Below are 25,855 nucleotides of genomic sequence, written 5' to 3' on the forward strand. Positions count from 1 at the left end.
CAGGCAAGGAGCACCATGACCACGACGGAATCCGTACCCGGGGTGACCGAGGTTCGTCACCTCATCGGTGGCGACTGGGCGGCCGCCTCGGACGGGGCGACCTTCGAAACCCGTGATCCGCACGACGGTTCACTGCTCGCGACGGTCCCCCGCGGAACCGCCGACGACGGCGAGGCCGCGATCACCGCGGCCCGCACCGCATTCGATGACGGTCCGTGGCCGCGGATGTCGCCGAAGGAGCGTGCGAAGATCCTGCACGCAGTAGCCGACAAGGTCGACGAACACCGTGAGGAACTCGCGCTGATCGAGACCCGTGACGGCGGCAAGAGCATCAACCAGTCCCTGCACGCCGAGATCCCGCGGGTGGCACACAATCTGCGGTTCTTCGCCGACTATGTGTCGATGGCCGCCAACGAGGCCTACCCGGACGGCGACCTGCTCTCCTACGTTTTGTACCCACCCGCCGGGGTGGTGTCGGCGATCAGCCCGTGGAACGCGCCGCTGATGCTCGCGACGTGGAAGATCGCCCCCGCATTGGCCTTCGGCAACACCACCGTTCTCAAACCCGCGCCGCAGACGCCGCTCACCGCGCACCGGTTCGCGCAACTCGCCCTCGAGGCCGGCCTTCCCGAAGGCGTGCTCAACGTGGTCCACGGATTCGGGGGCGAGGCCGTCGCCGGTCCGCTCACCGCGGACCCGAGGGTCGACCGGATCACGTTCACCGGTTCGAGCGCCACCGGCGTGCGGATCCTCCAGGCCGCCGCGGTGAACCACACCCCGGTCTCGGCGGAGATGGGCGGCAAGTCCGCGAACATCGTCTTCGGCGACGCCGACCTCGACGTCGCTGTTCCGATGTCGATCCGGGCGATCTTCGGCGGCAACGGGCAGGTGTGCCTGTCCGGGTCGCGCCTGCTGGTGCAGAATTCGATCATGGGCGAGTTCCTCGACCGGTTCACCGAGGAGGCGAAGAAACTCACCGTGGGCGACCCGAAGGACCCGTCGAATTTCCTCGGCCCGCTGATCGAGCAAAGACACCTCGAGAAGGTGCACGGCTACGTCGAACTGGCCCAGGAGGAGGGCGGCAAGGTCGTGACCGGTGGGTCGCGGCTCACCGACGATGCGCGGGCGAAAGGCTTCTACTACCCGCCCACGGTGATCACCGGGCTCACCAACGACTCGCGCACCGCGCGTGAGGAGATCTTCGGGCCCGTCGAGACCGTCCTCGGGTTCGACACCGAGGACGAGGCGCTGCGCATCGCGAACGACTCGCCGTACGGGTTGGCAGGGATTCTGTTCACCGACAACCTCAACCGTGCGCACCGCATGGCCGCACGGTGGAAGGCCGGCACGGTGTGGATCAACACCTTCTTCGAGCGCGACCTCCGACTGCCGTTCGGTGGCGAAGGCAGCAGCGGCCTCGGACGCGAGGGCGGCCAGTACTCCCGCGAATTCTTCACCGAGCCCCGAGCGGTCACCATCCGCCTGCGGAGCTGATCGAACTCGTCCACCAGTGGCCGGGGCGGTACCCACCGTCCCGGCCATCGTCTTCCCGAACCGAGGAGAACTGTACTGTGACTACACCCGACCTCTGTGTCGTCGTCGGTGCGACCGGTGCGATGGGCACCGAAATCACCCTGCGACTGGCCCGCCGCGGGCTGCGAGTGCTGGCCGTGGCCCGCAGAGGCGACGAACTCGAGAAGCTCGCGATCTCCGACGACCTGATCACGCCGTGCGTGGCCGACATCGCCGACGACACTGCAATCGACACGATCTCTGCGTGTATCGACTCGCCCGTTCGGATGGCGCTGTTCGCCGCCGGCCTCCCGGTGCGGGGTTCCGTCGACACGATTCCACCAGGCGATCTGGCCGTGGCGACGAACATCAAGGTGGGCGGGCTCGTCCGCCTCCTGCACGCCGTCCGCGACCATCTCGTCGACGGCTCCCGCTTCGTCACCATCGCCGGCTCCCTCGGTCTCGAACCGGGTCCGCTCGATGCGGCGCCCGGCACGGCGAACGCGGCGGTCTTCAACCTCATGCGCCAACTCAGTGCCCTCTACGGGCCGAAGGGTGTCACCACCCACACGATCGCTCCCGGACCGGTTGTCACTCCGAGGCTGCGTGCCTTCGTCGAAACCGAATCCGCCGAAACCGGGCAGGATCCGGAGAAGATCTGGAACCGCTACCGCGCCAAGACCAGCCTCGGTCGGCTGCCGACGCTCCAGGAGATCGGCTGGATCGTCGAGACCCTGCTCGCTCCGGAGGCCGCGGTGCTGCACGGCTCGGTGATCAACGTCGATGCCGGAACCCGCCACGGAATCCACTGACCGACTCCCGAAAAGGATTGTCACCTATGCCTGTCGCCCATTTCCACCTCGTTGACGGTGCCTACACCGCCGAGCAGCACCGAGAACTGCTCACCGCCGCGAGTCGGTGCTACTCCGAGGTTCTCGACTCACCGATGGACCGCGTAAGGGCGTTCATCGTGCGATACCGGCCCGACGATGTCGCCGTCGCGAGAACCACCGTTACAGATGGCGCGCCCGCGGCGCCCTATTTCACGGCGATCGTGCTCGCCGGACGCCCCGCCTCGCAACGTCAGGAACTTGCGGCGCGGTTCACCGATCTGATCGTCGACATCCTCGGTGCGCAGCGTGCGCTCGTGCGCGGACAGATCATCGAAGTCGACCCGGCGAACTGGACGATCGCGGGGACCGCGGCCGCCACGACTCGTGCCGGTGAGATCGCGGCTCGTGCCCAGGCCGTGCCCTGAGTGCACCACACATACGTATGGGCGGCCGCGACATTCGTCACGGCCGCCCAGCCGTCGGCACTCGGTTCAGAACCCCCAGGGCTCGTCGCGCCCGAGGAGTTCCAGCGACCGGAAACTGCCGGTGTAGAAGACGAGCGGGTGCCCGTCGTCGTACCAGAGTTGCTCGACCCGGCCCACGTGCAGCGTGTGGTCGCCCGCGGGGTGCGAGGCGACCACGGTGCACGCGAGATGCACCAGAGCGCCTTCGAGGAGCGGCACGCCCCTGCGCCACACGAACCGAACCCGATCCGGTTCGTGTGCCGCGCCCGCGAAGTGCAACGACACAGGTTCCTGGTCTCCGGCGAGAATCGAAACGCCGTACGTCCCGGTCTCTCTGATCTTCGTGTCCATCTTCGCGCGTGTGGAGATGGACACGAGCACCAGCGGTGGGTCCAGCGACACCGAGGTGAACGCATTGGCGGTCATCCCGTGCACCGAGTCCTCGTCCTCACACTCGGCGGTGGTCACGATGGTGACACCGCTGGCGAACCGTCCCAGCGCCTTCCGCAGGTGTAGCGGCGTCACCTCGGGATCGAGTTCGCCCACTGTCACGGTCATGGCTGCGCTCCTCGTCGTCGGTTCCACTCAGCCCCGGACGATCCTCAGATCGTCGTTGCCGATCAGGTCGGGCCGGGTCCAGCCGTCCACGTCGTACTCGGACATGCACTGTTCGGCGAATCCCTTGAGCGCCAGATCCTGTCCGGTCGCCTGGTAGGCGAACAACGTCTGGAAGCGGACGGCCTCGTGATCGCCGCCGTAATTGCGCTCGTAGAGTTCGTGCCGCCCACCGAACTCGGTGCCGACGGCGTCCCACAGCAACTTGAGCAACTGGACGCGGTCGATCGCGGCGACGCCGTTCGATCCGCGGACATACTGGTCGAGGTAGGGACGCATGGCCGGGTTCGCCCAGTCGCTCGCATGGGAGTTCAGGTAGATCAGCCCGCTGCCCAGCACCTGCTGGATGATCTCCTTGACCCGCGGGTACCCCACACCCATGAAGGTGCGATAGGCGAGACCGTAGTTCAGGTTCGGTTGGACGGCGCCGTTCACCCACTGTTCGGGTGACTTGGCCATCGCGTCGGACAGCCCCCAGAACATGTCGCGCCAGTTGAGGATCTCCCCGATCTGCATCTGCACACCGCGGAATCCCGCGGAGCCGGTCATTTCCACACCCTTCATCACACAGCCGGCGATGAAGTCGAGCTTCACCGCGAGCCGAGCGCATCCGTGGAACATGAAGCGGGAGAGAAATCCCGACTTCATGACGAAGCCGTTCGCGGTGTCGGTGTCGTAGGCGAAGACGTTCTCCCACGGCACCAGCACCCGGTCGAACACCATGATCGCGTCGTTCTCGTCGAACCTGCTCGACAACGGATAGTCGAACGGCGTGCCCATCACCGCAGCGTTCATCTCGTAGGAGGTGCGGCAGAACAACTTCAGTCCTGGCGAATCCATCGGCACCGTGAAGATCAGGCCGTATTCCTTCTTGCGCAGCGGCAGTCCGTAGTGGGCGATGAAATTCGCGTTAGTGATCGCCGATCCCGTCGCGACGACCTTCGCGCCGGACACGATCAGACCCGCATCGGTCTCCTCGACGACGTGCACGCACACGTCGGCGGTTTCGTCGGCCGGCTTGTCGCGGTCGATCGGCGGATTGACGATGGCGTGGTTGAGGTAGAGCATCCGCTCCTGCGCGTGCTTGTACCAGCGCAGGGCGTTGTCGCGGTACGGGCCGTAGAAGTCGGCGTTGGCTCCCAGCGTGCCGAGGAACGAGGCCTTGTAGTCGGGCGACCGGCCCAGCCAGCCGTACACCTCACGCTGCCAGGCCACGATCGCGTCACGGGAGAGCACCAGGTCGTCCGCACTACGAGCGGTCTTGAAGAAGGGGTGCGTGAAGCCGCCGTTTCCGGTATCGGTGGGCACCGCCAGCACGCCCTTCGCCTCCGGCTGGTGCAGTGCGTCATACATCCGCGCCACCGACCGCGCCGAGTTACGGAAAGCCGGATGGGTGGTGACGTCGTCGACGCGCTCCCCGCGGAAGTAGACCTCACGGCCGTCGCGCAGCGACTCGAGGTACTCGTCGCCCGTCATGGGCCGGACGTCGTTCGGAACTCCGACGCGATCGTCGACGAATGCTGATGTGGTCATGGAGTCACTCCTGGTCTCGTTGGGCAGGAACCTGTTTCGGAAGGCGAGGACGTCGGCGCGCCTCGGTCACCGCTGTCGGTGTCGTACTCGACGGGGTGGGGTATATTGACCCGAACGCCAAGTTCCTGTGATCTGGAACACTATTAGGCGGAGGTGTGGTGGAACATGGCTGAGCGCGAACAATCGAATGACTCCGCGCGCACCGACGTGCCCGCGATCGTCTCTCTGCGAACACGGGAGCTCGATACCGGGGAGGGCCGTATGCAGTGGGCGAGCACGCTGGAGCGGCTCTACTGCGAGACGGACGTGGCGTGGCCGGAGCCTCGGCGTCACTTCGACGCGGAGTGGGGCGGGCGGCCGTTCGGTGATCTGCATGTCAGCACGATCCGGGCCGACGCGCACACCGTCGTCCGATCGCCGGCGATGATCCAGTCCGATTCGGGGGAGGGATATTTGGTCTGCCTCGTCACGGACGGAAGCGTGGAGGTCCGGCAGTCCGGCCGGGCCACGGTGGTGGAGCCGGGTTCCTTCGCGCTCCTCGACTGCGCCGCACCGTTCGTGTTCCACTCACCCGCCCCGTTCCGACAGGTCGTGGTTCGATCCCCCCGCGAGGTGCTCACGTCGCGCCTTCCGGGACGAATCGTCGAACACGGCACGGCGCGCTCGATTCACGGCGACACCGGGGCTGGCGGACTGGTCGGTCGGTTGTTCGTCGATATCGCGGACATGGACGCGCCGATGTCGCAAGGTGCTGCCGTGTCCTTCGCATCCTCCGCCGTCGACATGCTTGCCACGGCCCTGACCGAGGGCCTGTTGGCGACCAGCGCTGCAGACCTGCACCGCACGGAGGACCTCAGGCGAGTTCAGCGGGTGATCGAACAGAATCTCCACGACGCCGACATCACGCTGTCGGACATCGCCGCGGCAGCGGGTATGTCGCTGCGCACCGTGCACAAGTTGTTCAATGCGGAAGGCACCACGACGCGGGCCTGGCTGTACCAGGCCCGCCTCGAGGCTGCGCGAAAGTACCTGCTCACCACGGATCTGTCCGTTGCCGACGTCAGCGAGTGCGCCGGCTTCCGCGACGTGTCCCATTTCAGTCGGTTGTTCCGCAGCACCTTCGGCTCGAGCCCCGGCCTGTACCGGAAGGAGCACGCGCGCAGAGTTTCGTGATGTGCTGCGCCAACAAGTACGGTCAGGGAAGAACGGTGTCCTCGTTGCTGAATAGCATCGTGACACCACCGGTGGCGAAGTTCGCGAGATCTCCGGCGGCCGTCTGCCCAGCAGGTGACGACAGAGCCTGCGCGGCGGCATCCTTGGAGTCGAAGAACAACTCGGCGAGCGCGTACGCCGCGGGAGTAGTGCCGTCGAGGGTCTCACACTTGCCGGCGGCGAATCGGACGACCCCGGGCACCTGCCGGACCAGCGGCAGGTGTTTTGTGGCGTAGTACTCGTCGAATTCCGCCGGGTCGGTCGGCGGGTTGTAAATGATGCTCACTCGGTACATGAGATTCCTGTTCTCGGCGTCGTAGGTCGGGTTGGGGGACAGTGGGATCACACGGCCTCGGCCGCCGGCCGCGGAGCGTTCACGGTGAACTCCTCCTTGAAGATCAACCGCGGCGACATGCGGCGGCGTTTCAAGGCCTTGACGGCGGCGACGACCATCGCGGGCGGTCCGCACAGGTATGCGCTGTGGCCACGGCAACTGGCGAAGTCACCCAGCACGGCGTCGGTGACCATTCCCGTTGCCCCGTCCCAGTTCTCCTCACTGAGGACCGGATGATAGTGGAATCGGGAATCGGTCGCCTCCATCGCGCGGAAGCACTCGACGTCGTAGAGGTCGGCTTCCCGGCGACCACCGTGGTAGAGGTGAATCGCCGGTAGCAGATCGTGGTCCAGTGCATGCCGGACAATCGATTTGAGCGGTGCGAGCCCGGTGCCTCCGCCGATCAGGATGGCCGGCTCCTCCCGGGGTTCGACGACACCGAACTGGCCGAGCGGTCCACGCATATCGATGCGGTCACCCACCGCGAGTGAGTCGAAGATCCAGCCCTCGGTGGCGAGGCCGCCCGCCGTATTCCGGACGTGGAACTCGAGCAGCCGTTGCTCGGACGGCGGGTTCGCCATCGAATACTGGCGCGCGACACCGGAGCCCGGCACGATCAGTTCGGCGTACTGACCGGCGTCGAACTCCATCGGTTCGTCGAGTTCGACGACGAGCCTGCGGGTCTGCCGAGCGATGTCGGACAGTTCCCGTACTGTGCCTGTGTAGTCGCGGAGGGGGTGCATCGGCCGGCCGGGGTCGGCGTCGTTCACGGGGGCGATGGTCAGGTCTCCGTGCGGTTTCGACTGGCAGGCCAGCGCGAGTCCCGACGAGCGTTCGTCGGCGGAGAGGATGGTCTCGTCGGCGGCGCCGTGGTCGACCTCCCCGCAGAGAACCCGGATCTTGCACGTGCCACAGGTCCCTTGTGAACAGGCGTGCGGAAGCCAGCGATTCGCCCGCAAGGCGGCTTCCAGGACCGACGTGCCGGGTGCGACCGGGAACGCCCCGTCCTGCCCCGACACCGTCACCATACGGTCCATCGGTCAGACCTCCCAGGTGACGTGCAGGCCCTGCGGTCCGCGGAACGTCCATCCCCAGAACTGCGGGGCGCGGTCGGGATCGGGCTCGATGTTCGGGATCGTCTCGAACAGTGCCTCGAGTGCGATCCGCACGATCGCGGTACCGAGATACGTTCCGGCGCAAGCATGGTTTCCCGCTCCGAACGCCAGATGCGGCATGATGGGCCGGTCGATCTCGTAGGCCTCCGCGTTCTCCCAGACGGACTCGTCTCGATTGGCCGAACCGTATGCCAGCATGACCGGTGTTCCCGTCGGCAGGTCGATGCCGCCGATGGTGACATCGCGGCCCGCGACCTTCACCGCGGCACTCCAGATCGGGGCCACCCAGCGCGCGCCCTCGTTGACGGCGCGCGGAATGAGTGTGGGGTCGTCGATGACGCGTTCGAGCTGGTCGGGGTGCTGGAATAGCCCTGCCAGGGTGGTCGTCATGACGTGCCCGGGCTCCTGAAGGGCGCCGAGCAGGAACACGTAGATGTTCGGGTAGATCTCGGACCGGTCGCGGACCTGGCCGTCGGGCATCCCGTCGTGCAGCCAGTGCGAGATCAGGGTGTGGTCGGGATGTTCGGTCCAGTGGTCGAGCATCGGGCCGACAGCGGCGACGATCTCGGCCTTCACCCGGTCACCGGCCTCGAACGGCCCGGGATTGGCGAAGTTTCCGTTCTCGTCGACTTCCGCGTTCCCGTACGACTGCGCCAGCGTCTCGAACCAGCGCACCAATGTCTCCGAAGGGATTTCGGTGAGACCCATCAGGTCCCCAACCGAACGCACACTGATCGGCGCGAAGTAGGCCTCCTGGATGTCTGCGGCACCCAGATCCTCGATCCCTTCCAGGAGGCTGCGCGCCTGCGGCCGGACCAGCGCTTCTACATAGGAGTCCACTGCACTGGGCCGCAATTGGGGATCGATCCATTCACGAATTTTCTCGTGCTGTTCACCGTTGGCGGCGAGTACGGTACCTTTCCCGAAGGTTCGTCCACCCGAGGGCGCGATCACCGTGGACCAGGTCTCGGAATCCTGCGCGATCTGCAGACAGAGGTCGCGCGACGCCACGACGTGCATCCCTACCGCGGGTACGAACGCAACCGGGGCCTCGCGCCGGAGCCGGTCGTAGATCGGGTTCGGATCGCGGTCGAGTTCCTCCATGGTGATCGATTCGATCCACGTGGTGCTGGTGGTCATGGCGCTGTCTCCTCTGAAGTCGTTCGCAAGATTCGAAGTGAGCGCGGCCCGGAGCCTTTCGGGGATCGTCCGCGCGGGGAGTGCCTGTGATCTGGAACACTATGATGCGGAGGTGCGATCGAACATGACCGACAGTGCACAGAAGGATGACTCCGCCTGCACCGACAGCGCCGCGTCGATGGTGCTGAGTACGCGCGAGCTGGAGTCGACCGAAGGGCGCGTGCGCTGGGCGGACACCCTCGACTCCACCTACTGCGAGATGGACGTCGACTGGCCCGACAGACACGCCCGGTTCGCCGCGGAATTGACGGTGCGGCCCTTCGGGGACCTGACCGTGAGTGTGGTGCACGCAGACCCGCACACGGTCGTGCGCACGCCCGAGATGATCCGGTCCGACCCCAACGACGACTACCTGCTGTGTCTGATCACTCGGGGGACGGCCACCCTCCAGCAGCATTCGCGGAGTGCGACCCTCGAGCAGGGAGCATTCGGGATCCTCGACTCGGCCGCACCCTTCGTCGTGGACGGCCGGACGGAATTCGAGCAGGTCGTCCTGCGTGCACCCCGCCAACTATTGATCTCCCGGCTTTCCGCCGAGGCCATGGAGGGCGTCGCCGGGCTGGGGATCTCCGGGCAGACCGGGATGGGCGGCCTCGTCTCCCGTTTTCTCGTCGACATGGCAACGACCGACGCCCGGTTGTCGGTGGGGTCTTCGGCATCCGTGGCCGCGTCCGCGGTCGAGCTGCTCACCTCTGTCCTCACCGAGCAGGCGCGCCCCCTGACCGCGACGAAACGGGTCCACCACGACGACCTCCGGACGGTGCAGCAGACGATGACGCGGTATCTGCACGACCCCGACCACTCGACGGCCGAGATCGGTGTCGAACTCGGAATGTCCCTGCGCTACATCCACAAACTGTTCAGCTTGACCGGCACCACCCCACGCACATGGCTGTACCAATTGCGCCTCGACCGCGCCCGAGGGCAGCTCCTCGACACCGACTCGACCGTCGCCGAGATCAGCGACCGTGTCGGTTACCGCGACGTCTCACACTTCAGCCGCGCATTCCGCAAGCGGTTCGGCGTCAGCCCCGCGCATTTCCGTGAACAGAACAGCGGGAAAGGCGGTTCACGTACGGACCGTTAGGTTTTCTTCGCTCTAGCCGGTGTGGTCGCGCCCGAAGATCTGACGCGCCAGCACCCACCGTTGGATCTCGTTGGCTCCCTCGTAGATCTCGCCGATCTTGCTGTCGCGGTAGATGGCCTCCACCGGACCCTCGGTGTCGTCGGCGCCGAGCGACCGGACGAAGCCGAGTCCGCCGAAGGCCTGCACGGCATCTCGGGCGATCCGCGCGGCCAGGTCCGTGCCCCGCAGTTTCGCCATCACCGCCTCGGGTTCGGGGAATCGCTCGCCGGCGTCGAGCCGCAGTGCCGCTTTGAGATACAGGCTGCGGGCGGACTCCAGATCCGCGGCGTAGTCAGCCATCACGAACTGCCAGTGCTGTTTCGAGGCGAGCGAACCCCCGAAGGCGTGCCGCGACTTCAGATGGGCGACAGTCCGATCGAATGCGGCCTGCGCCATTCCGACGCCCGCGGCACCGATCCCGATGCGCCCGTAGGTGAGGGTCTGCAGCGCGAGGCGCAGTCCACCCCCGACCCGTCCGAGCACCGAATCCGGCCCGAGGCGGACGTCGTCGAGATTGACATCGGCGGTGATCTGCCCGCGGTTCCCCAGTTTTCGGTCGGGGGTTCCGATCGTGACGCCCGACGCGTTGGTGGGCACGATGAAGGTCGTGAGGTCGTCACCGGTGCGTGCGAGCACCACCACCACACAAGCGACGACGGAGTTGGTGATCCACCGTTTCCGGCCGCGGAGGATCCAGCCGTCACCGTCCGGGGTCGCTTCGGTGGACACGGCGTCGGGGGACAGGTCGCTGGACGCACCCGGTTCGCTGGTCGCGAAGGCTCCCACGATCTCCCCCTCGACGAGGGGCCGCAGCCAGCGGCGTCGCTGCTCGTCGGTGCCCTGGTCGAGCGCGGTGCCCGCCAGGATGCAGTGCACGTCGTAGATGGCCGCGACGCTGTTGGAGTAATACGCCAATTCCTCCACCGCGACTGCGGTCGCGGTGGCGCGATGCGACAGACCGTCGCCGCCGACGTCGGGCGGGAACGGGATCCGGAACAGTCCCTCCGCCGCCATCGATTCGAACGCGTCACGTGGGAAGCCGTCGAGCCGCTCGTCGCCGCCGGCGATGCGATGCGCGACGGGCTCGATCGCCCGGGTGGCGAAGTCGCGCACCCGCAGACGAAGGTCGCGAACCTCGTTCGGGGACAACAGGTCATGATACAACTCGTCGGACATGCGCGCGACGGCGGGCGAGGCGGGCGCTGCCTCCGCGACGAGGGTGACGGGACTGTTGGGGGGCATCGGATCTCCTGAGACGGACGGCATGCGTGCCTTCCCTGTGTAACCCGGGTCCGGTTTTCGCCTCGACGTCGAATCGCAATGCCCGACTCCTCAGGTGCCGACGTCGGCGGCCGTTCCGGATACCCGGATGTTCGCCGCTTCCTCCCGCTCGGCGAGCGTGACGTCGCCGGCCGCGAAGTGCGTCTTCGGTGTCTCGCGCAGGATCACACGGACGTTCGCGACGGGCGTCCCCACCGCCCGGTGAGCGGCGTGGGTGAGCTCGTGGATCAGCAGGCGCAGTTCCTCGGGGCTGCGGCCCTCGGCGATGGTGACCTCGATGATCGGCATCAGCGACCTCCCGCCACGGTGATCGTGCCCAGATTCGTGAAGTGCGCCGCAATCCGCGCGCCCGGCTCCACCGGCACCGCGTCGGTCATCCCTCCCGTGAGCACCACCCAGCCGGCCTCGATGGCGTGGCCCCGTTCGGCGAGCGTGTTGGCGGCGAACGCCAGCGCTTCGGCCGGATGTCCGTGTACCGCAGCACCGGTCGCCGAATCGACGATTTCGCCGTCGACCTCGAGCAGGCACGCCTCGAGCGCAAGGTCGAGATCTTCGGGCCGCCGGCTGATCGGCCCGGTGACGTAGCGTCCGGACGAGTTGTTGTCGGCCACCGCGTCCATCATCGAGAACTTGTAGCCCGAGAACCGGCTGTCGATGATCTCGATCGCGCCCACGACGTGATCCACGGCGGCCAAGGCGGTCGCTGCGCTGATGCCCGGACCTTCGAGTCGGCGTCCCATGACGAACGCGATCTCCGGTTCGGCCCGCGCCTGGATCAGGCGGTCGCGGGGCACGGTCTCCCCGATCGGGAGGATCATCCGGTCGGTCAGCCACGCGGTCGACGGTGCGTCGACACCGACCTGACGCTGCTTGGCCTTCGAGGTGACCCCCAGTTTCACACCGGTGACCTTCTCACCGCGCGCCACCCGGATGCCGAGGGCGATGTCCTGCGCGGCGTAGGCCGTTGCGAGGTCGAGGCTCTCCCACTCAGCTTTGATGGACGTCTGGGCCGTGGCACTTTCTTCCGCCTGTAAAAGTCGCTCCGCCACGAGTGCTGCGCTCCATGCGTCGGTACCCATCACTGTTCCTCCTTGGTGCCGAGGACGGCTGTCACACTGCCGAGCCCACTGATCTGCGCGACGATCGAATCGCCCGGATTCACCGGAAATGCCTTGGTCATCGAGCCGGGAAGCACGACATGGCCCGGTTCGAGTGTCACGCCCATCGGGCCGACAGTGTTCGCCAGCCAGACGAGCGCGTTGAGCGGCGAGCCGAGAACGGCACCGCCCGCGCCGGTCGCGACGAGTTCACCGCCGATGTGGAGGGTGCACCCCGCCAGTTGCAGGTCCGCCGCGTCGAGCGCGACCGGTCGGCTGCCCAGGATGACGCCGCCCGACGACGCATTGTCGGCGATGGTGTCGAAGATGCCGATCTTCCAGTCCCGGATCCGCGAGTCGACGATCTCCAGTGCGGGAAGGACGAAGTCGACCGCCCGGACCGCCTCGGCGACGGTGACACCCGGTCCGGACAGAGGCCGGCCCAGCACGAACGCGATCTCGGGCTCGATCCGCGGCTGGAGGAACCGCCCCGCCGGTATGGGCTGGTGCTCGAGATGGAACATGCTCGCAGTCAGATGTCCGAAGTCGGGTTGGTTCACCCCCATCTGCCGCTGAATGGCCCGCGACGCGAGGCCCACCTTGTGCCCCTTCACGACGTCGCCGCCGAGCGTCCACTCCTCGACCTGCACTTGCTGAATGCGATAAGCGAGTTCGATCGACGCGTCGGGATGCTCCGGGGTCAGCGGGTCGATCGGTTCGCCCGTCCGGTACACCTCCAGCAACCGGTCGGCGGCCTTACGTGCGACGGTATCCATGGCACCTCTGCTCTGTGTCATTCGGTTCGGACTTCGGGTGACGGGACGTCAGGAGGCCAGCGCAGGCCGGCCCGATTCGGGAACGTCCCTGGTCGTGGTGGGTGTGGCGTGGTTCGTGTTCGCGACCGCGTGCGAGACGTCGCGGGCTGCCGCCATGACGGCACGGGTGAACTCGACGCGGCGGGGCACGAAACGGCTGACCGGGATGCTCATGCTCACCGCGGCCACCACGGAACCCATGTCGTCACGCACCGGCGCGGCGACGCAGTGGACCTCCGAGACGGCTTCACCGAGGTCGTAGGCGTGGCCGGCAGACCGCGCCACCGACAACGCGTCGAGCAGCGCCCCGGCATTCGTGATCGTCGACGGCGTGTGCCTGCGCAACTGGCGACCGGCCAGGTACCGGTGCAGTTCGTTCTCCTCGAGGCTCGCCAGGAGGACCTTGCCCACCGCTGTGCAGTGTGCTTCGAGACGGGCGCCGACGCGTGCACCCTGCACGGTGATGTTGTGCGTACCGACCACCTTGTCGACGTACAGCACGTGCCACCGTTCCATCACCGCGAGGTGACTGGTTTCGCCGTACCGCTCGACGAGGTTCTCGATGACCGGCGCGGCGCAGGACCGCACGTCGACGGTGCCCCGCAGGGTTTCGCCGAGTTCGATCACCCGCCACCCGATCCGGTAGCGACCACGCGTGCGGCACTGGAGCAGTCCGGTCTCGACGAGACTCGACAGCAAGGCGTGCGCACTCGATCGGGGGACGTCGATGGCAGCGGCGACCTCGGAGACCCCCCATTCCGGTTGCGCTGCGGTGAACAGGTCCAGCACCGGCCCGATCTTCTGGACCGTCTGCAGTGTCGCCACGGTGTCCGTCCTTTCTTCCCACGGCTCCGCGGGAAGCGAACGTGCACCTCGCTGAGCGTCTGTGATCTGAAACACTAGGAAGAACGCGGCCACCACACCATGACCACCAGCGCATGAATGGATGACTGCACGCGCACCACCCGCGATGGGGCGGTTAGCCAAATTCCCGAACCCGGGAATCTCCCCGATCAGAGGTCGTAGTCAACGACGACCGGAGCGTGATCACTCATCCGCCGGTCGGCCGCGGGCTCCCGGTCGGTGCCGGCCGCGACCGCAGCCTGTGCCAGGCGCGGCGTCGCGAGGTGGTAGTCGATGCGCCACCCGGTGTCGTTCACGAACCCCTGCCCCAGCCACGACCACCACGAGTACGGACCGTCGACGCCAGGATGGTGCTGCCGGACCACGCCGACGAGAGCGCGCGGCGACAGGATGGAGTCGAACCACTCACGCTCCAGGTCGTCCACGGTGAGGACATCCGCCGGCCGTTGGGGCCGCTGCTACCCGCGGGAGGCCGTCGTCAGATCGCTGCGCCTGCAGACCCGAACCCCGGCGTCCTTCGGCGGGGTCAAGGAATTCGTGGCCGGTGTCCGGCTGACGGCAGAGGACGACGAACTTGACGGCTGGCGTGGACGTGAGGCCAGTGCCGCTCGCCCCATGTCACAACAGTTCAATCTGATTGCTCGGCGGTGACATTGGGCGACGGGCGACAGGCGGAGGGCACCGAGGTCCACGTCGCCTGAGCTACGGTCTGCGTATGGGCGACGAGCACGCAGTGGGCACGACCGGCGGTCCGGTGCGGTATGAAGGTGGACTGCCGGGACTGACCGCGCGCGCCCGCGTGCTCGCCGACTCGGGTCAGCGCCGCATTCTCGGTATCGCCGGACCGCCCGGCTCGGGTAAGAGCACCGTCGCCGCGGCGGTGCTCGCGGCGCTGGGACCGTCCGCGGTGGTGGTGCCGATGGACGGATTCCACCTGGCGGGTGCGGAACTGGTCCGCCTCGGCCGGGCCGGGCGCAAGGGCGCACCCGACACGTTCGACGCCGCCGGCTACGTGGCGCTGCTGCGCCGGCTACGTGAACCCGACGGCGAGACGGTGTACGCCCCGGAGTTCCACCGCGACGTCGAGGAGTCCTACGCCGGGTCGATCGCCGTCCCGCCGGACGTGCCGCTGGTGATCACCGAGGGAAACTACCTGCTCCTCGACGAGCAGCCGTGGGCGAGGGTGCGCGACCTGCTCGACGAGGCATGGTTCCTCGCCCCGGACGACGAGGAGCGCGTCGCCCGGCTCGTCGAACGGCACATCCGGTTCGGCAAGTCGCCCGGCGACGCGCGAGAGTGGGTGCGGCGCAGCGACGAACGCAATACCGCGTTGGTCGCGCCCGGCCGTGCCCGCGCCGACGTCGTCGTGCTCGGTGACCCCGTGTGATCGGTCTCAGGCCGGGTACTCGATCGGTTCCATCCGGCCGCTGGTGAGTGACCGGGTCGCGGCCTCGGCGATCGCCTGCGCCTTCAACCCCTCCGCCAGGGTCGGGCCGATCGCGGCACCGTTCTCCAGTGCGTCGACGAAGTGGTCGAGCGCGGTGCGGTAGCTGCCTCTGATCCGTTCGAACCATCCCGCGTGCAAGCCGTCGTCGACCACGCGGCCCGCGCTGTACCGGGAGACGGATCCGGCGCGCTGCCGTCGCGCCTCGACCATGCCCGTCGAACCGAGCACCTCGATGCGTTCGTCGTAGCCGTAGCCGATCCTCCGGGTGCAGTCGATCTGGACGAGCGCGCCGCCGGGCAGACGCAGGGTGACCGCCGACGTGTCGACGTCGCCGTACTCGGCGAGGCGGGGTTCGGCGAGCGTGGAACCGGTCGCGAAGACGGACTCGGGGTCGAGCCCGGAGATCCACCGGGCCAGGTCGAAGAAGTGGACGGTCTGGTCACGCATCTGCCCGCCCGAGACCGCGATGTACTCGAGCGGCGGCATCGCCGGACCGCGGCTGGTCATCTGGATCAGCTCGACCGAACCGATCTCGCCGGACGCGACCACCCGCTGCAGTTCGGCGTAGTCGCGGTCGAAGCGGCGGTTGAAATCGACCATCGCCCGCAACGATCGGGTCTCGGCGAAGCGCACGATGTCGACGGCGTGCGCGAGATCGAGATCGATCGGCTTCTCGCACAGGGCCGGGATCCCCGCCGTCGCCGCGGCGCGAAGGTGCTCGGCGTGCGTGTTGCTGGACGACGCGATGAAAACGGCGTCGATTGCCGTGGGATCGAAGACTTCCGCGAGATCGGTGGTCGCACGGCTGCCGTGCCGCTTGGCGAGGTCGGTCGCGCGAGCGAGGTCGATGTCGAAGACGAGGGCCAGGTCGACATCGGGGTGCGCGGCGAGGTTGTCGCCGTGCACTCCGCCGATGAATCCGGCGCCGATGAGGGCGAATCGTTGCATGTCAGATACCGACCTTGTCGTGTGCGAAAGCGGGAACGACCCAGGCGGAGTCGGCGGCGTGGGAGGCGGCCGTCGCCTCGACGAACTGGACGCCGATCAGCCCGTCGCGTCCGGTGGGGAAGGACAGATCGCGGAGGGTGGTGGGGGTGTCGTCGCGGCGGGCGCGGAGTTCGTCCGCGAGATCGCGGTAGAAGTTCGCGAACGCCTCGAGGAAGCCTTCGGGATGTCCCAGGCCGGGACGGGTGAGCCTGCCGGCGTCCTCGGTCAGCGTGCGCATGCCCTGCGCGAGGGTCGTCGTGCCGCCGTCGAGGTCGCGCACCGTCAGGTGGTGAGGGTCCTCGTGCCGCCACTCGATGCTCGCGGTGTCGCCGAACACCCGGATCCGCAGGCCGTGCTCGTTGCCGGTGGCGGCCATGCTCGCCCACAGTGTCGCGGGTGCCCCGTTGGAGAGGGTGAGGCGGACGGTGGCGTTGTCGAACACCCGCCGCCCGGGGACGAGGGTGTCCAGTTCGGCCGACACCCGGGTGGCTTCGAGTCCGGTGACGTACCGCAGGAGGTGGAAGGCGTGGGTGCCGAGATCGCCGACGACGCTGGGGAATCCCGCGACGCCCGGGTCGGTACGCCATCGTGCCTGCCGGTGCTCGCCGAGTTCGACGGGTGCCGCGGCCCACCCGGACGCGTGCTCGACCGCGGCGAATCGGATCCGGCCGAGGTCGCCGTCGCGCACCATCCGGGCCGCGTGCCGGACCATCGCGTACGCCGAATAGCAGTGTGGGACGGCGAGAATTGCACCGGAGGACTCGGCGATCGCGACCAGTTCCGCAGCCGACGCCGAGTCGGGCGTGAGGGGCTTCTCGCACACCACCGAGATGCCCGCCTCCAGGAATGTGCGCGCGATGTCGAAGTGGCTGTCGTTCGGCGTGGTCACGGCGACCACGTCGACGCCGTCCTCGCGGGCGGATTCCCGTTCTGCCATCTCCCGGTAGTCGCGATAGATGCGCTCGGCCGGCACACCGAGGCTCTCGGCGATCCGCGCCGACGATGCGCCGTCCCGCCCGAAGACCCCCGCGTGCAGGTCGTACCGGTCGTCGAGACGCATCGCGTAGCGGTGGGTCTTGCCGATGTCGGCGCCCTGCCCGCCGCCGACCATGCCCGCGACCAGTCGCAGGCTCCCTTGCTTGCTCAACTCGGCTCCTACTGAGGGGTTTTGACCGCGAGGACCGGGATCGGGGATTGCAGGATGAGGCGCTGGCTCACGCTGCCGAGAAGCGCCTTGCCGACCGCGCTGCGGCGTTTGACGCCGATCACGAGGCGTTCGATGTCGGGTCGTTCGTCGAGCAGGTCGAGCACGGCGGTCGCGGGATCGCGGTCTCCACGGCCGATCCGGTCGAGGACGGTCACGCCGTCGTCCGCGAGCGTGTGCACGTCTTCGGGTTCGGTGAGGGAGAGGTTCACCACCAGGAGCTCGGTACCCAGCATCGCGGCTTCCTTCTTGCCGGCGAGGAGGGCGTGTGATCCTTCGGAGGAGTCGGTCACGGCTACGAGCAATGTCATGGGTTCAACCTTTCAGGGGGACGTGGTGCGGCGACGGTCACGAGTAGTCGTGCCGGAACTGGTCTTCGAGTTCCTCGAGCGAGCGGCCGCGGGTTTCCGGAACCTGGGTTTTGATGAAGACGAGTGCCAGCACGCCGAGGCCGGCGAAGATGAAGAACGTCGCACCGATTCCCAGTGCGGTCACGACGGGCGGGAAGAGCAGCGCGACAACGGCGTTGGCGATCCACAGCGCGAAGATGCAGACGCCGATGGCGAAGCTGCGGATCTTCAGCGGGAAGATCTCCGACAGCATCAGCCACACCAGGGGACCGATCGTGGCCTGCATCGAGAAGACGAACAGCACCACGAACGTCAGGATCAGATAGGCCTTGAGGGTGCCGTCGGGCAGCAGGAACGCGGACAGGCCGACGAGCACGTGGAACGTGGTGGTGAGGGTGAAGCCGCCGATGAGCATCTTCCGACGGTCGATCCGGTTGATCAGGGCGACGCCGGTGAGGACGCCGAGCACACTGAACAGGCCGTTGAGGGTGTTCGCGACGATGGCGGCGTTCGAGGAGAATCCGGCGTCGCCGAGCAGCTGGGTGCCGTAGTACATCACCGAGTTGATGCCGGTGGCCTGCTGGAACACTCCGAGGCCGACGCCGATGAAGATGAGGCGGCGAATCCACTTCACCGACAGGTCGGCGGCCCCGCCGGTCTGTGAGAGCTTCTCTTCCTCGGCGAGCGCCCGGACTTCCTCCAGTTCGGCACGTGCCCGCTCCGGGGACCGAACCTGGAGAAGCACGGCGAGCGCTTCGTCGTGCCGATCCTGCGACATCAGCCAGCGCGGGCTCTCCGGCATCCGCAGCATTCCGGCGAACAGGAAGATGGCCGGAATGACGGCGACCAGAAGCATGAAACGCCAAACGTTCTCGTGCTCACCCCAGATGTTGAAGATGACGGCGTTGATCACGAATGCGGCGAACTGTCCGACGACGATCATGACTTCGTTGCGGGAGACCACGCTGCCGCGCCGTTCGGTGGGGGAGATCTCGGAGAGGTAGACGGGCACCGTCGCGGATGCGCCGCCGACGGCGAGGCCGAGTATGAAGCGGAACAGTGCGAGCACCTCCCACGTCGGGGACAGCACGCAGCCGATCGTCCCGATCATGAAGATGATCGCGAGCACCAGGATGTTGTGCCGGCGTCCGAACCGGTCGGACATCCTTCCGCCGACCAGGGCGCCGATCGCGGCACCGAAGATCAGGATGCTCACCACGAGGCCTTCGGTGAACGAGGTGAGGTGGAGGTCTTCCTCGAGCGGTTCGAGTGCGCCGTTGATGACTCCGGTGTCGTATCCGAAGAGCAGGCCGCCGAAGGTGGCGACCACGGCGATGATGCCGAGTCTGTGCGAGTGCCGCCCGGGGGCGTCGGCATGCTGGGACGGGGCGGTAGTTCGGGTGAGATCGCTGGCCATGAACATCTCCTCGACGTATTCCATGTACAGAACACGTAATGTATTTATGTCCGAACAAAGCTAACCCATTGTGACTCGGGGCACAACGGCAAGCCAATCATCGGGCGGTTCCCGCAGCGCGATCGGCGGCCCCCTACCCGCGAGTAATAGAACGCATGATCTGTTATTGTTCGCGATATGCCCAGGCCACGAGTCCACGACCTCGACGACGCGCTCGATGCCGCCGAGCGGCTGGCCGTGGAGGGCGGGCCGAGCGCGGTGACCCTGCGTGCGGTCGCCGCGGCCACGGAGATGTCGAACGGGGCCATCTACCACGCATTCGGCTCGCGGGGAGGGCTGGTCGGGCGCGCCTGGTTGCGGGCGGCGCACCGATTTCTCGACCTGCAACAGGAATCGGTCGAGGCGGCTCTGGGGCGCGGTCCCGTGGACGCCGTCGTCGCGGCCGCCGACACCCCGGCCGTCTTCGCCGAGCGGTTCCCGCGGTCGTCGCGGCTCCTTCTCACCGTCCGCCGCGACGAACTGCTCGGATCCGAGATCCCCGAGGGCGTCGCCGCCGAGTTGTCGCGCCTCGACTCCGTCCTCGTCGAACTGTTCGTCCGATTGGCCCGCGCGTTGTGGGGGCGCAAGGACGGTCGCGCGGTCGAAGTGATCGAAGCGTGCGTCGTCGGGCTCCCCACCGGTCTGCTGCTACACGCCCGGCGAAAACCGGACGACGCCATGCGCCTGCGCCTGGAGACGGCGGTCCGCGCCGTCCTCACACTCGACCCCCCGCCCCCGGGGAAACGTCACGACAGCAACACGAAAGGTTCCCGATGACCGCCACCCTGACCTACCGGGACACGATCGCCGTCCTCGACCTCGGCGACGACGAGAATCGTTTCTCCCCCGAGTGGCTCGACACCGTCGACCGGCTCCTCGACGACGCCCACGAACACGGCGCGCAGGCCCTGGTCACCACGGCCACCGGGAAGTTCTACTCCAACGGCCTCGACCTGGACTGGCTGATGGCCAACGGTGACCGTGGGGACTGGTACGTCGGGCGGGTACAGGCCCTGTTCAGCCGGATTCTGACGCTCCCGCTGCCGACGGTGGCCGCGGTCAACGGGCACGCGTTCGGCGCCGGTGCCATGCTCGGAATCGCCCACGACTACCGGGTGATGCGGTCCGACCGCGGGTACTACTGCTTCCCCGAGGTCGACATCCACATTCCGTTCACCCCGGGAATGGCCGCGCTGATCCAGGCCAAGCTGACACCACAGACCGCGATCACCGCCATGACCACCGGCCGCCGCTACGGCGGCCCCGACGCTCAGACGAGTGGGCTGGTCGACGGGACCGCCCCCGAAGGGGCGGTCCTCGGCGCCGCTGTCGACCTGATCGCGCCGCTCGCGGGGAAGGACGCCGGCACGCTCGGCGCGATCAAGTCCACCATGTTCGCGCCGGCCGTCGCCGCGCTCGCATCGGGCCGATCATGACCCGGTGACGCGAAACCTACTGTGCGAGAGTGGTGATCACTCGCCCGGGACGTGGAGAATCAGGGCGTCGCCCTGTCCGCCGCCGCCGCACAGAGCGGCGGCGCCGGTTCCACCGCCGCGTCGTTTCAGCTCGAGCGCGAGGTGCAGAACGACCCGTGCCCCCGACATGCCGAGCGGGTGCCCGATGGCGATGGCGCCGCCGTTCACGTTGACCTTCGACGGGTCGACTCCGAGTTGCCGGGTCGACTCGATGCCGACGGCGGCGAAGGCCTCGTTGATCTCGACGAGATCGAGCGCCGAGGGGTCGAGTCCCTCACGGGTGCAGGCCTTGTCGATGGCATTGGCGGGCTGCTGCTGGAGTGTCGAATCCGGTCCGGCGACGACGCCGTGGGCGCCGATCTCGGCGAGCCATTCGAGCCCCAGCTCCTCGGCCTTGGCCTTGCTCATCACCACGACGGCGGCCGCGCCGTCGGAGATCTGCGACGCCGAACCCGCGGTGACGGTGCCGTTCTTGCTGAACGCGGGCCGCAGCTTCGACAGCGACGCGGCGGTGGTGTCGGCGCGGACGCCCTCGTCCTCGGTGACCACGAGTGGCTCGCCCCGGCGCTGCGGGATGGTGACGGGTACGACCTCGTCGTCGAAGAGTCCGTTCTTCCACGCGGCCGCGGCGCGCTGATGCGAGGCGGCGGCGAAGGCGTCCTGCTCTTCGCGACCGATCTTGTCGGTGTTCGCGTTCCGGTCCTCGGTGAGCGCACCCATCGCCTGCTCGGTGAAGATGTCGTACAGGCCGTCGTAGGCGAGGTGGTCGACGAGGGTGGTGTCGCCGTACTTGAAACCGCTCCGCGAGTTCGGGAGAAGGTGCGGCGCCTGGGACATCGACTCCTGCCCCCCGGCGACGACGACGTCGAATTCGCCGGCGCGGATCAGCTGGTCGGCGAGCGCGATGGCGTCGAGACCCGACAGGCACACCTTGTTGACGGTCAAGGCGGGCACCGACATCGGGATGCCCGCGTTGACCGCGGCCTGCCGGGCCGGGATCTGACCGGCGCCGGCGGTGAGGACCTGCCCCATGATCACGTACTCCACCAGTTCGGGTGCCACCCCGGCCTTGTCGAGGGCGCCCTTGATGGCGATGCCACCGAGATCGGATCCGGAGAGTGACGCGAGCGAACCCGTCAGCCGGCCGACGGGGGTCCGGGCTCCGGCGACGATGACGGACCTGGCGGGAGAAGTCATGGGATTGTCCTTGGTGTCGTGACGAATGTTGCTCAGACAAGTTCGGATTCGCGGATCTCGAGGGGGGTTCCGGTGGCGGCGACGACCTCGTCGACGGTGACGCCGGGAGCGACCTCACGGAGAGCGAGGGTGCCGTCGCCGACCACGTCGATGACGGCGAGGTTGGTGATGATGCGGTTGACGACGCCCTGGCCGGTCAGCGGCAGGGTGCAGGCGTCGATGATCTTGGGATTGCCGTCCCGGTCGGTGTGTTCCATCAGAACGATGACGCGGCTCGCGCCGTGCACGAGGTCCATCGCGCCGCCCATGCCCTTGACCATCTTTCCGGGGACCATCCAGTTGGCGAGGTCGCCGGTGCGGGAGACCTGCATACCGCCGAGGACGGCGGTGTCGATGTGGCCGCCGCGGATCATGCCGAACGACAGCGCGGAGTCGAAGAATGCGGCACCGGCGTTGACGGTGACCGTTTCCTTGCCGGCGTTGATCAGGTCGGGGTCGACGTTCTCGTCGGTGGGATAGGGGCCGGTCCCGAGGATCCCGTTCTCCGAATGCAGGGTCACGGTGACGTCGGTGCCGAGGTATCCGGGAATGAGCGTCGGCAGCCCGATGCCGAGGTTGACGTATTCGCCGTCGACCATCTCCGCGGCCGCGCGAGCGGCCATCTGCTCACGTGTCCATCCGTTGGTGCCGGTCATCGAGTGGCTCCTTCCGTGCTGCTGACTGTCCGCTTCTCGATCCGCTTGTTCTGGGGGCCGGTCTCGACGATGCGTTGAACGAAGACTCCCGGCAGATGCACCTGGGCGGGATCGATGGTGCCTGCGGGGACGAGTTCCTCGACCTGCGCGATGGTCACCTTCCCGGCCATCGCCGCGAGGGGGTTGAAGTTCAGGGCCGACTTGTCGAATACCAGGTTGCCGGCGGTGTCGCCGCGCAGTGCGTGGACCAGGGCGAAGTCGGCGGTGATGCCGAGTTCGAGAACGTAGCGTTTGTCGCCGAACACGCGTGTTTCCTTCGGGGGCGACGCGAGGGCGACGGAACCGTCGGCGGCGTACCGCCACGGCAGTCCGCCGTCGGCGACGGGACTTCCCACACCGGCGGGGGTGAAGAACGCGGGGATGCCCGCACCACCCGCGCGGAGGCGTTCGGCCAGCGTGCCCTGCGGGGTCAGCTCCACCTCGAGTTCACCGGAGAGGTACTGACGGGCGAATTCCTTGTTCTCGCCGACGTACGACGCGGTGACACGCCGAATCTGGCGGGCGCCCAGCAGAATTCCGAGTCCGTGGTCGTCCACACCGCAATTGTTGGAGAAGACCTCGAGATTCCCGACACCGGAGTCGGCGAGCGCGCGGATCAGCGAGTCGGGGATTCCGCACAGGCCGAACCCGCCCACGGCGATCGATGCGCCGTCGGACACGTCCGCGACTGCTTCTTCCGGGGTGTCGAACACTCTCGATCCCATGTGCATCCTTTCTCCTGGCCGCCGTACCGGCGATACCGTCTTCCGCATCACATCGTCCACCTGGTGAACGTCTTCGTGCGATGAGCTCTGCTCCACTAAAAGGGGTAGCTGCATGCATTTCAAGTGGTTCGGGGACAGTGCTCGCGGTTTGGACGTCGCGCCGAAGAGCGTTCACTCAGTGAACGTATGCTGGGGTCATGGACGACGCGCAGCGGCCGCAGGTCATTCGGCGGGTGGGAGCCCTCTTCCGGGCCATCGCCGCCCTCGAATCGTCGGGAGCCTCGACGTCCGCCCTGGCGCGGGAGACGGGTCTCGCCCGCCCCACCGTGCATCGCCTCCTCGTCTCGCTGGCCGAGGAGGGGCTGGTGGACCGCGACCAGAAGTCGGGGAAATGGTCACTGGGACCCGAGCTGTATCTGCTCGGCTCGCTCGCGGCCAGCCGGTACGACATCACGGACCGCTCCCGCGACATCCTGCGCGATCTCGCCCGCGAGACCGGCGAGAGTGTCTTCCTGTCCGCCCGCCGCGGCGACGAAACGGTCTGCATCGCGAGCGAGGAGGGCAGCTTCCCGCTGCGCTCCCACGTGCTGTACGTCGGCATCCGCCTACCGCTCGGGGTGGCGTCGGCGGGTCTGGTCATCTTGTCCCACCTGCCGGACCGCGACATCGACGACTACCTGTCGCGCGCCGACGTCACCGGCGAGTGGGGAACGCAGCACCGGCGGGACGAGATCGCCGAGCGCATCGCGGAGACACGCCTGAACGGGTACGCCGTCAACCCCGGACTGCTCGTGGAGGGCAGCTGGGGGATGGGCGCCGCCGTCTTCGACGCCCAGGGAGCACCGGCCTGGGCGCTGAGCATCACGGGGGTGGAGAGCCGGTTCCGCGAGGAGCGCCGCCGCGAACTGGGAGAACTCCTCCTCCGCCAGGCGCACCGGCTCACCCAACTGCTCGCCGACAGGCCGCGGAGCCGGGGATGACCGAGCCGCGGGCCGGCGCCTACGCCGCCTTCCGCCGCCGCTGCGGTCGCCCGTGGCGGGTGTCGATACTCCACAGGTGGGTGCAGTCGGGGCACTGCAGATGGACGTTGGTTCCCTGATTGCTCAGCAGGTACTGCCAATGCCGGTCGCAATTGCGGCCGGACCCGCAGTCGTGGCAGTCCGAGCCGTGATCGCAGCCGGGGCAGGGCAACCAGGCGCGCCGGGAGAAGTCCGCGGTCGGATCAATCGGTAACACGGCCCACCGTCCGATCCGGGAGCACACCCGCCTGGACCAGCTCGTCGTAGATGCGCTGCTGCTCGGGGTCGAGACCGGAGTACAGCATGTCGTACGCCCGCTCCTCCTCCGCGAGCACGGCGACGGGGTCCCAGTCCTCGCCGATCGCCTCGAGAACAGCGGTGCGCCGCCGCGCCTCGTCCAGCGTGAGGTCGAGCGCGAACGAGAGTTCGGAGTCGCTACCCATGTGGTCACCTTCGTTTCGCAGTCGCCTACATCGAAGGGGCCAGGGTCACTCGAGCCCGCCCAAGATCACAATGACCTGGATCACGTCGAGCGAAAGTGTTGCGTCGCATTAACAACGAAACACCCCGTCATCCGGGTGGATGACGGGGCGTGTGGTGCGGGTGGGGTCAGGCCTGCAGGCCGGCCTCGATCTCGAGGGTGATGGTGATCTTGTCGCCGACGACGGCTCCGCCGCCTTCGAGGGGCATGTCGATGGTGATGCCGAAGTCCTTGCGGTTGAGGACGGTGGTGGCTTCGAAGCCGGCGACCGGTCCGTTGCCCATGCCGGGGTTGACGCCGTTGAACTCGAGGGCGAGCTCGACGGGGCGGGTGACGCCGTGGAGGGTGAATTCGCCCTCGACCACGTAGTCGTCGCCCTTGGCGCGGACGGCGGTGGAGGTGAAGGTGGCGGTGGGGTACTGCTCGGCGTCGAAGAAGTCGGCGGACTTGATGTGGGCGTCGCGGTCGGTGTTCTTGGTGTCGATGGACGCGACCTGGATTTCGGCGGTGACGGCGGCGGTGCCGTCCTCGGCGATGGTGATCGCGCCGGTGAAGTCGTTGAAGGTGCCGCGGACCTTGCTGACCATCAGGTGGCGGACGGAGAAGCCGACGGTGGAGTGGACGGTGTCGATGGCCCAGGTTCCGGCGGTGAGGTCGGGCAGGGTGGCGGTGGCGGTGGTCATGTGAACTCCTTGGGCTGTGGAACGGTCACTCGAAATCGAGGTAATTGAATCTGCAACTACTACGTTAGGCCGATGTCGTTGCGAAGTCAACTAAAT

29 protein-coding genes and 1 pseudogene are annotated in these 25,855 nt (G+C 67.5%); 10 read left to right on the forward strand and 20 right to left on the reverse strand.

The annotated features are described in order from the left end of the window. The first annotated feature begins 15 nt into the window (after window positions 1-15). From RHA1_RS18765 to RHA1_RS18775, 3 genes are all read left to right on the forward strand, one after another. Window positions 16-1,494 carry an aldehyde dehydrogenase gene (locus RHA1_RS18765; RefSeq protein ID WP_011596412.1) on the forward strand — a complete coding sequence of 493 codons (1,479 nt, stop codon included), beginning with the start codon at window positions 16-18 and terminating at the stop codon, window positions 1,492-1,494. A gap of 77 nt (window positions 1,495-1,571) precedes the next feature. Continuing rightward, window positions 1,572-2,324 carry an SDR family NAD(P)-dependent oxidoreductase gene (locus RHA1_RS18770; protein WP_011596413.1) on the forward strand — a complete coding sequence of 251 codons (753 nt, stop codon included), beginning with the start codon at window positions 1,572-1,574 and terminating at the stop codon, window positions 2,322-2,324. Window positions 2,325-2,350: 26 nt separating this feature from the next. Beyond that, window positions 2,351-2,770: a tautomerase family protein gene (locus tag RHA1_RS18775; RefSeq protein ID WP_011596414.1), complete on the forward strand. Its 420-nt coding sequence runs from the start codon at window positions 2,351-2,353 to the stop codon at window positions 2,768-2,770. 66 nt (window positions 2,771-2,836) lie between these two features. Here RHA1_RS18775 and nphA read toward each other — a convergent pair whose 3' ends face one another. After that, window positions 2,837-3,367, reverse strand: coding sequence for an NADH-dependent flavin reductase (nphA, locus tag RHA1_RS18780; RefSeq protein WP_011596415.1), 531 nt, complete (start codon window positions 3,365-3,367; stop codon window positions 2,837-2,839). A 27-nt stretch (window positions 3,368-3,394) separates the two neighbouring features. Next, window positions 3,395-4,957, reverse strand: coding sequence for a 4-hydroxyphenylacetate 3-hydroxylase family protein (locus RHA1_RS18785; RefSeq protein WP_009476953.1), 1,563 nt, complete (start codon window positions 4,955-4,957; stop codon window positions 3,395-3,397). 165 nt (window positions 4,958-5,122) lie between these two features. Here RHA1_RS18785 and RHA1_RS18790 point away from each other — a divergent pair, with 165 nt between their 5' ends. Then, the gene (locus tag RHA1_RS18790; RefSeq protein WP_011596416.1) at window positions 5,123-6,130 is read left to right on the forward strand and encodes an AraC family transcriptional regulator; all 1,008 of its coding nucleotides are present in this window, start codon (window positions 5,123-5,125) and stop codon (window positions 6,128-6,130) included. 22 nt (window positions 6,131-6,152) lie between these two features. Here the strand turns inward: RHA1_RS18790 and RHA1_RS18795 are convergent, their stop codons facing one another. Genes RHA1_RS18795 through RHA1_RS18805 form a run of 3 tightly spaced genes read right to left on the reverse strand, consistent with a single transcriptional unit; the run spans window position 6,153 to window position 8,758 of the window. After that, window positions 6,153-6,515 (reverse strand): EthD family reductase, encoded by a 363-nt coding sequence (locus RHA1_RS18795; protein WP_011596417.1) that lies wholly within the window; start codon window positions 6,513-6,515, stop codon window positions 6,153-6,155. Then, window positions 6,512-7,540, reverse strand: coding sequence for an NADH:ubiquinone reductase (Na(+)-transporting) subunit F (locus RHA1_RS18800; RefSeq protein WP_011596418.1), 1,029 nt, complete (start codon window positions 7,538-7,540; stop codon window positions 6,512-6,514). The genes RHA1_RS18795 and RHA1_RS18800 overlap by 4 nt, the downstream gene beginning before the upstream one ends. A gap of 3 nt (window positions 7,541-7,543) precedes the next feature. Further along, a complete protein-coding gene (locus tag RHA1_RS18805) occupies window positions 7,544-8,758 on the reverse strand; it encodes a cytochrome P450 (protein ID WP_011596419.1) in 1,215 nt (404 codons plus the stop codon). A gap of 124 nt (window positions 8,759-8,882) precedes the next feature. Here RHA1_RS18805 and RHA1_RS18810 point away from each other — a divergent pair, with 124 nt between their 5' ends. Then, on the forward strand, window positions 8,883-9,905 hold the full coding sequence (locus RHA1_RS18810; RefSeq protein WP_011596420.1) for an AraC family transcriptional regulator: 1,023 nt from the start codon (window positions 8,883-8,885) through the stop codon (window positions 9,903-9,905). A gap of 12 nt (window positions 9,906-9,917) precedes the next feature. On the opposite strand, the gene RHA1_RS18815 is transcribed toward RHA1_RS18810, so the two are convergent. The 6 genes and pseudogenes from RHA1_RS18815 to RHA1_RS18840 all read right to left on the reverse strand — a co-directional run. Continuing rightward, window positions 9,918-11,186 (reverse strand): acyl-CoA dehydrogenase family protein, encoded by a 1,269-nt coding sequence (locus RHA1_RS18815; protein ID WP_041811697.1) that lies wholly within the window; start codon window positions 11,184-11,186, stop codon window positions 9,918-9,920. A gap of 90 nt (window positions 11,187-11,276) precedes the next feature. Next, the gene (locus RHA1_RS18820) at window positions 11,277-11,513 is read right to left on the reverse strand and encodes a tautomerase family protein (RefSeq protein ID WP_005572660.1); all 237 of its coding nucleotides are present in this window, start codon (window positions 11,511-11,513) and stop codon (window positions 11,277-11,279) included. Beyond that, the gene (locus RHA1_RS18825; protein ID WP_009476962.1) at window positions 11,513-12,304 is read right to left on the reverse strand and encodes a 2-keto-4-pentenoate hydratase; all 792 of its coding nucleotides are present in this window, start codon (window positions 12,302-12,304) and stop codon (window positions 11,513-11,515) included. Before RHA1_RS18825 ends, RHA1_RS18820 begins: the two co-directional genes overlap by 1 nt. Continuing rightward, window positions 12,304-13,098 carry a 2-keto-4-pentenoate hydratase gene (locus RHA1_RS18830; protein ID WP_016884579.1) on the reverse strand — a complete coding sequence of 265 codons (795 nt, stop codon included), beginning with the start codon at window positions 13,096-13,098 and terminating at the stop codon, window positions 12,304-12,306. The genes RHA1_RS18825 and RHA1_RS18830 overlap by 1 nt, the downstream gene beginning before the upstream one ends. A 48-nt stretch (window positions 13,099-13,146) precedes the next feature. Then, a complete protein-coding gene (locus RHA1_RS18835) occupies window positions 13,147-13,962 on the reverse strand; it encodes an IclR family transcriptional regulator (protein ID WP_011596423.1) in 816 nt (271 codons plus the stop codon). 188 nt (window positions 13,963-14,150) lie between these two features. Continuing rightward, window positions 14,151-14,414, reverse strand: a pseudogene (locus tag RHA1_RS18840) (exodeoxyribonuclease III); the annotation flags it as partial. A 13-nt stretch (window positions 14,415-14,427) separates the two neighbouring features. Here RHA1_RS18840 and RHA1_RS49500 point away from each other — a divergent pair. Next, on the forward strand, window positions 14,428-14,652 hold the full coding sequence (locus tag RHA1_RS49500; protein ID WP_011596425.1) for a hypothetical protein: 225 nt from the start codon (window positions 14,428-14,430) through the stop codon (window positions 14,650-14,652). Window positions 14,653-14,716: 64 nt separating this feature from the next. Beyond that, a complete protein-coding gene (locus tag RHA1_RS18850; RefSeq protein ID WP_050787328.1) occupies window positions 14,717-15,388 on the forward strand; it encodes a nucleoside/nucleotide kinase family protein in 672 nt (223 codons plus the stop codon). A 6-nt stretch (window positions 15,389-15,394) separates the two neighbouring features. On the opposite strand, the gene RHA1_RS18855 is transcribed toward RHA1_RS18850, so the two are convergent. Genes RHA1_RS18855 through RHA1_RS18870 form a run of 4 tightly spaced genes read right to left on the reverse strand, consistent with a single transcriptional unit; the run spans window position 15,395 to window position 19,406 of the window. After that, window positions 15,395-16,396 carry a Gfo/Idh/MocA family protein gene (locus tag RHA1_RS18855; RefSeq protein WP_011596427.1) on the reverse strand — a complete coding sequence of 334 codons (1,002 nt, stop codon included), beginning with the start codon at window positions 16,394-16,396 and terminating at the stop codon, window positions 15,395-15,397. A 1-nt stretch (window position 16,397) separates the two neighbouring features. Next, on the reverse strand, window positions 16,398-17,582 hold the full coding sequence (locus RHA1_RS18860) for a Gfo/Idh/MocA family protein (protein ID WP_011596428.1): 1,185 nt from the start codon (window positions 17,580-17,582) through the stop codon (window positions 16,398-16,400). Window positions 17,583-17,590: 8 nt separating this feature from the next. Beyond that, window positions 17,591-17,950 carry a universal stress protein gene (locus RHA1_RS18865; RefSeq protein WP_011596429.1) on the reverse strand — a complete coding sequence of 120 codons (360 nt, stop codon included), beginning with the start codon at window positions 17,948-17,950 and terminating at the stop codon, window positions 17,591-17,593. A gap of 37 nt (window positions 17,951-17,987) precedes the next feature. Further along, the gene (locus tag RHA1_RS18870; protein ID WP_011596430.1) at window positions 17,988-19,406 is read right to left on the reverse strand and encodes a sugar porter family MFS transporter; all 1,419 of its coding nucleotides are present in this window, start codon (window positions 19,404-19,406) and stop codon (window positions 17,988-17,990) included. A 177-nt stretch (window positions 19,407-19,583) separates the two neighbouring features. Here RHA1_RS18870 and RHA1_RS18875 point away from each other — a divergent pair, with 177 nt between their 5' ends. After that, a complete protein-coding gene (locus RHA1_RS18875) occupies window positions 19,584-20,222 on the forward strand; it encodes a TetR family transcriptional regulator (RefSeq protein WP_011596431.1) in 639 nt (212 codons plus the stop codon). Then, entirely contained in the window at window positions 20,219-20,881 is a 663-nt protein-coding gene (locus tag RHA1_RS18880) for an enoyl-CoA hydratase-related protein (protein WP_011596432.1), read from the forward strand. Before RHA1_RS18875 ends, RHA1_RS18880 begins: the two co-directional genes overlap by 4 nt. 36 nt (window positions 20,882-20,917) lie before the next feature. On the opposite strand, the gene RHA1_RS18885 is transcribed toward RHA1_RS18880, so the two are convergent. Genes RHA1_RS18885 through RHA1_RS18895 form a run of 3 tightly spaced genes read right to left on the reverse strand, consistent with a single transcriptional unit; the run spans window position 20,918 to window position 23,576 of the window. Next, complete coding sequence (locus RHA1_RS18885) at window positions 20,918-22,117, reverse strand: acetyl-CoA C-acetyltransferase (RefSeq protein ID WP_011596433.1); 1,200 nt, start codon at window positions 22,115-22,117, stop codon at window positions 20,918-20,920. 32 nt (window positions 22,118-22,149) lie between these two features. Continuing rightward, window positions 22,150-22,812, reverse strand: coding sequence for a 3-oxoacid CoA-transferase subunit B (locus tag RHA1_RS18890; protein WP_011596434.1), 663 nt, complete (start codon window positions 22,810-22,812; stop codon window positions 22,150-22,152). Then, a complete protein-coding gene (locus tag RHA1_RS18895) occupies window positions 22,809-23,576 on the reverse strand; it encodes a CoA transferase subunit A (RefSeq protein ID WP_016884572.1) in 768 nt (255 codons plus the stop codon). Before RHA1_RS18895 ends, RHA1_RS18890 begins: the two co-directional genes overlap by 4 nt. Before the next feature lie 197 nt (window positions 23,577-23,773). Here RHA1_RS18895 and RHA1_RS18900 point away from each other — a divergent pair, with 197 nt between their 5' ends. Beyond that, window positions 23,774-24,556 (forward strand): IclR family transcriptional regulator, encoded by a 783-nt coding sequence (locus RHA1_RS18900; RefSeq protein ID WP_011596436.1) that lies wholly within the window; start codon window positions 23,774-23,776, stop codon window positions 24,554-24,556. A gap of 242 nt (window positions 24,557-24,798) precedes the next feature. On the opposite strand, the gene RHA1_RS18905 is transcribed toward RHA1_RS18900, so the two are convergent. Both RHA1_RS18905 and RHA1_RS18910 read right to left on the reverse strand, forming a co-directional pair. Beyond that, the gene (locus RHA1_RS18905) at window positions 24,799-25,038 is read right to left on the reverse strand and encodes a DUF6400 family protein (RefSeq protein ID WP_005237803.1); all 240 of its coding nucleotides are present in this window, start codon (window positions 25,036-25,038) and stop codon (window positions 24,799-24,801) included. Window positions 25,039-25,204: 166 nt separating this feature from the next. Beyond that, complete coding sequence (locus tag RHA1_RS18910) at window positions 25,205-25,759, reverse strand: YceI family protein (RefSeq protein WP_011596437.1); 555 nt, start codon at window positions 25,757-25,759, stop codon at window positions 25,205-25,207. Between the last annotated feature and the right edge of the window lie 96 nt (window positions 25,760-25,855).

Source organism: Rhodococcus jostii RHA1 (assembly GCF_000014565.1).
Taxonomy (GTDB): domain Bacteria; phylum Actinomycetota; class Actinomycetes; order Mycobacteriales; family Mycobacteriaceae; genus Rhodococcus_F; species Rhodococcus_F jostii_A.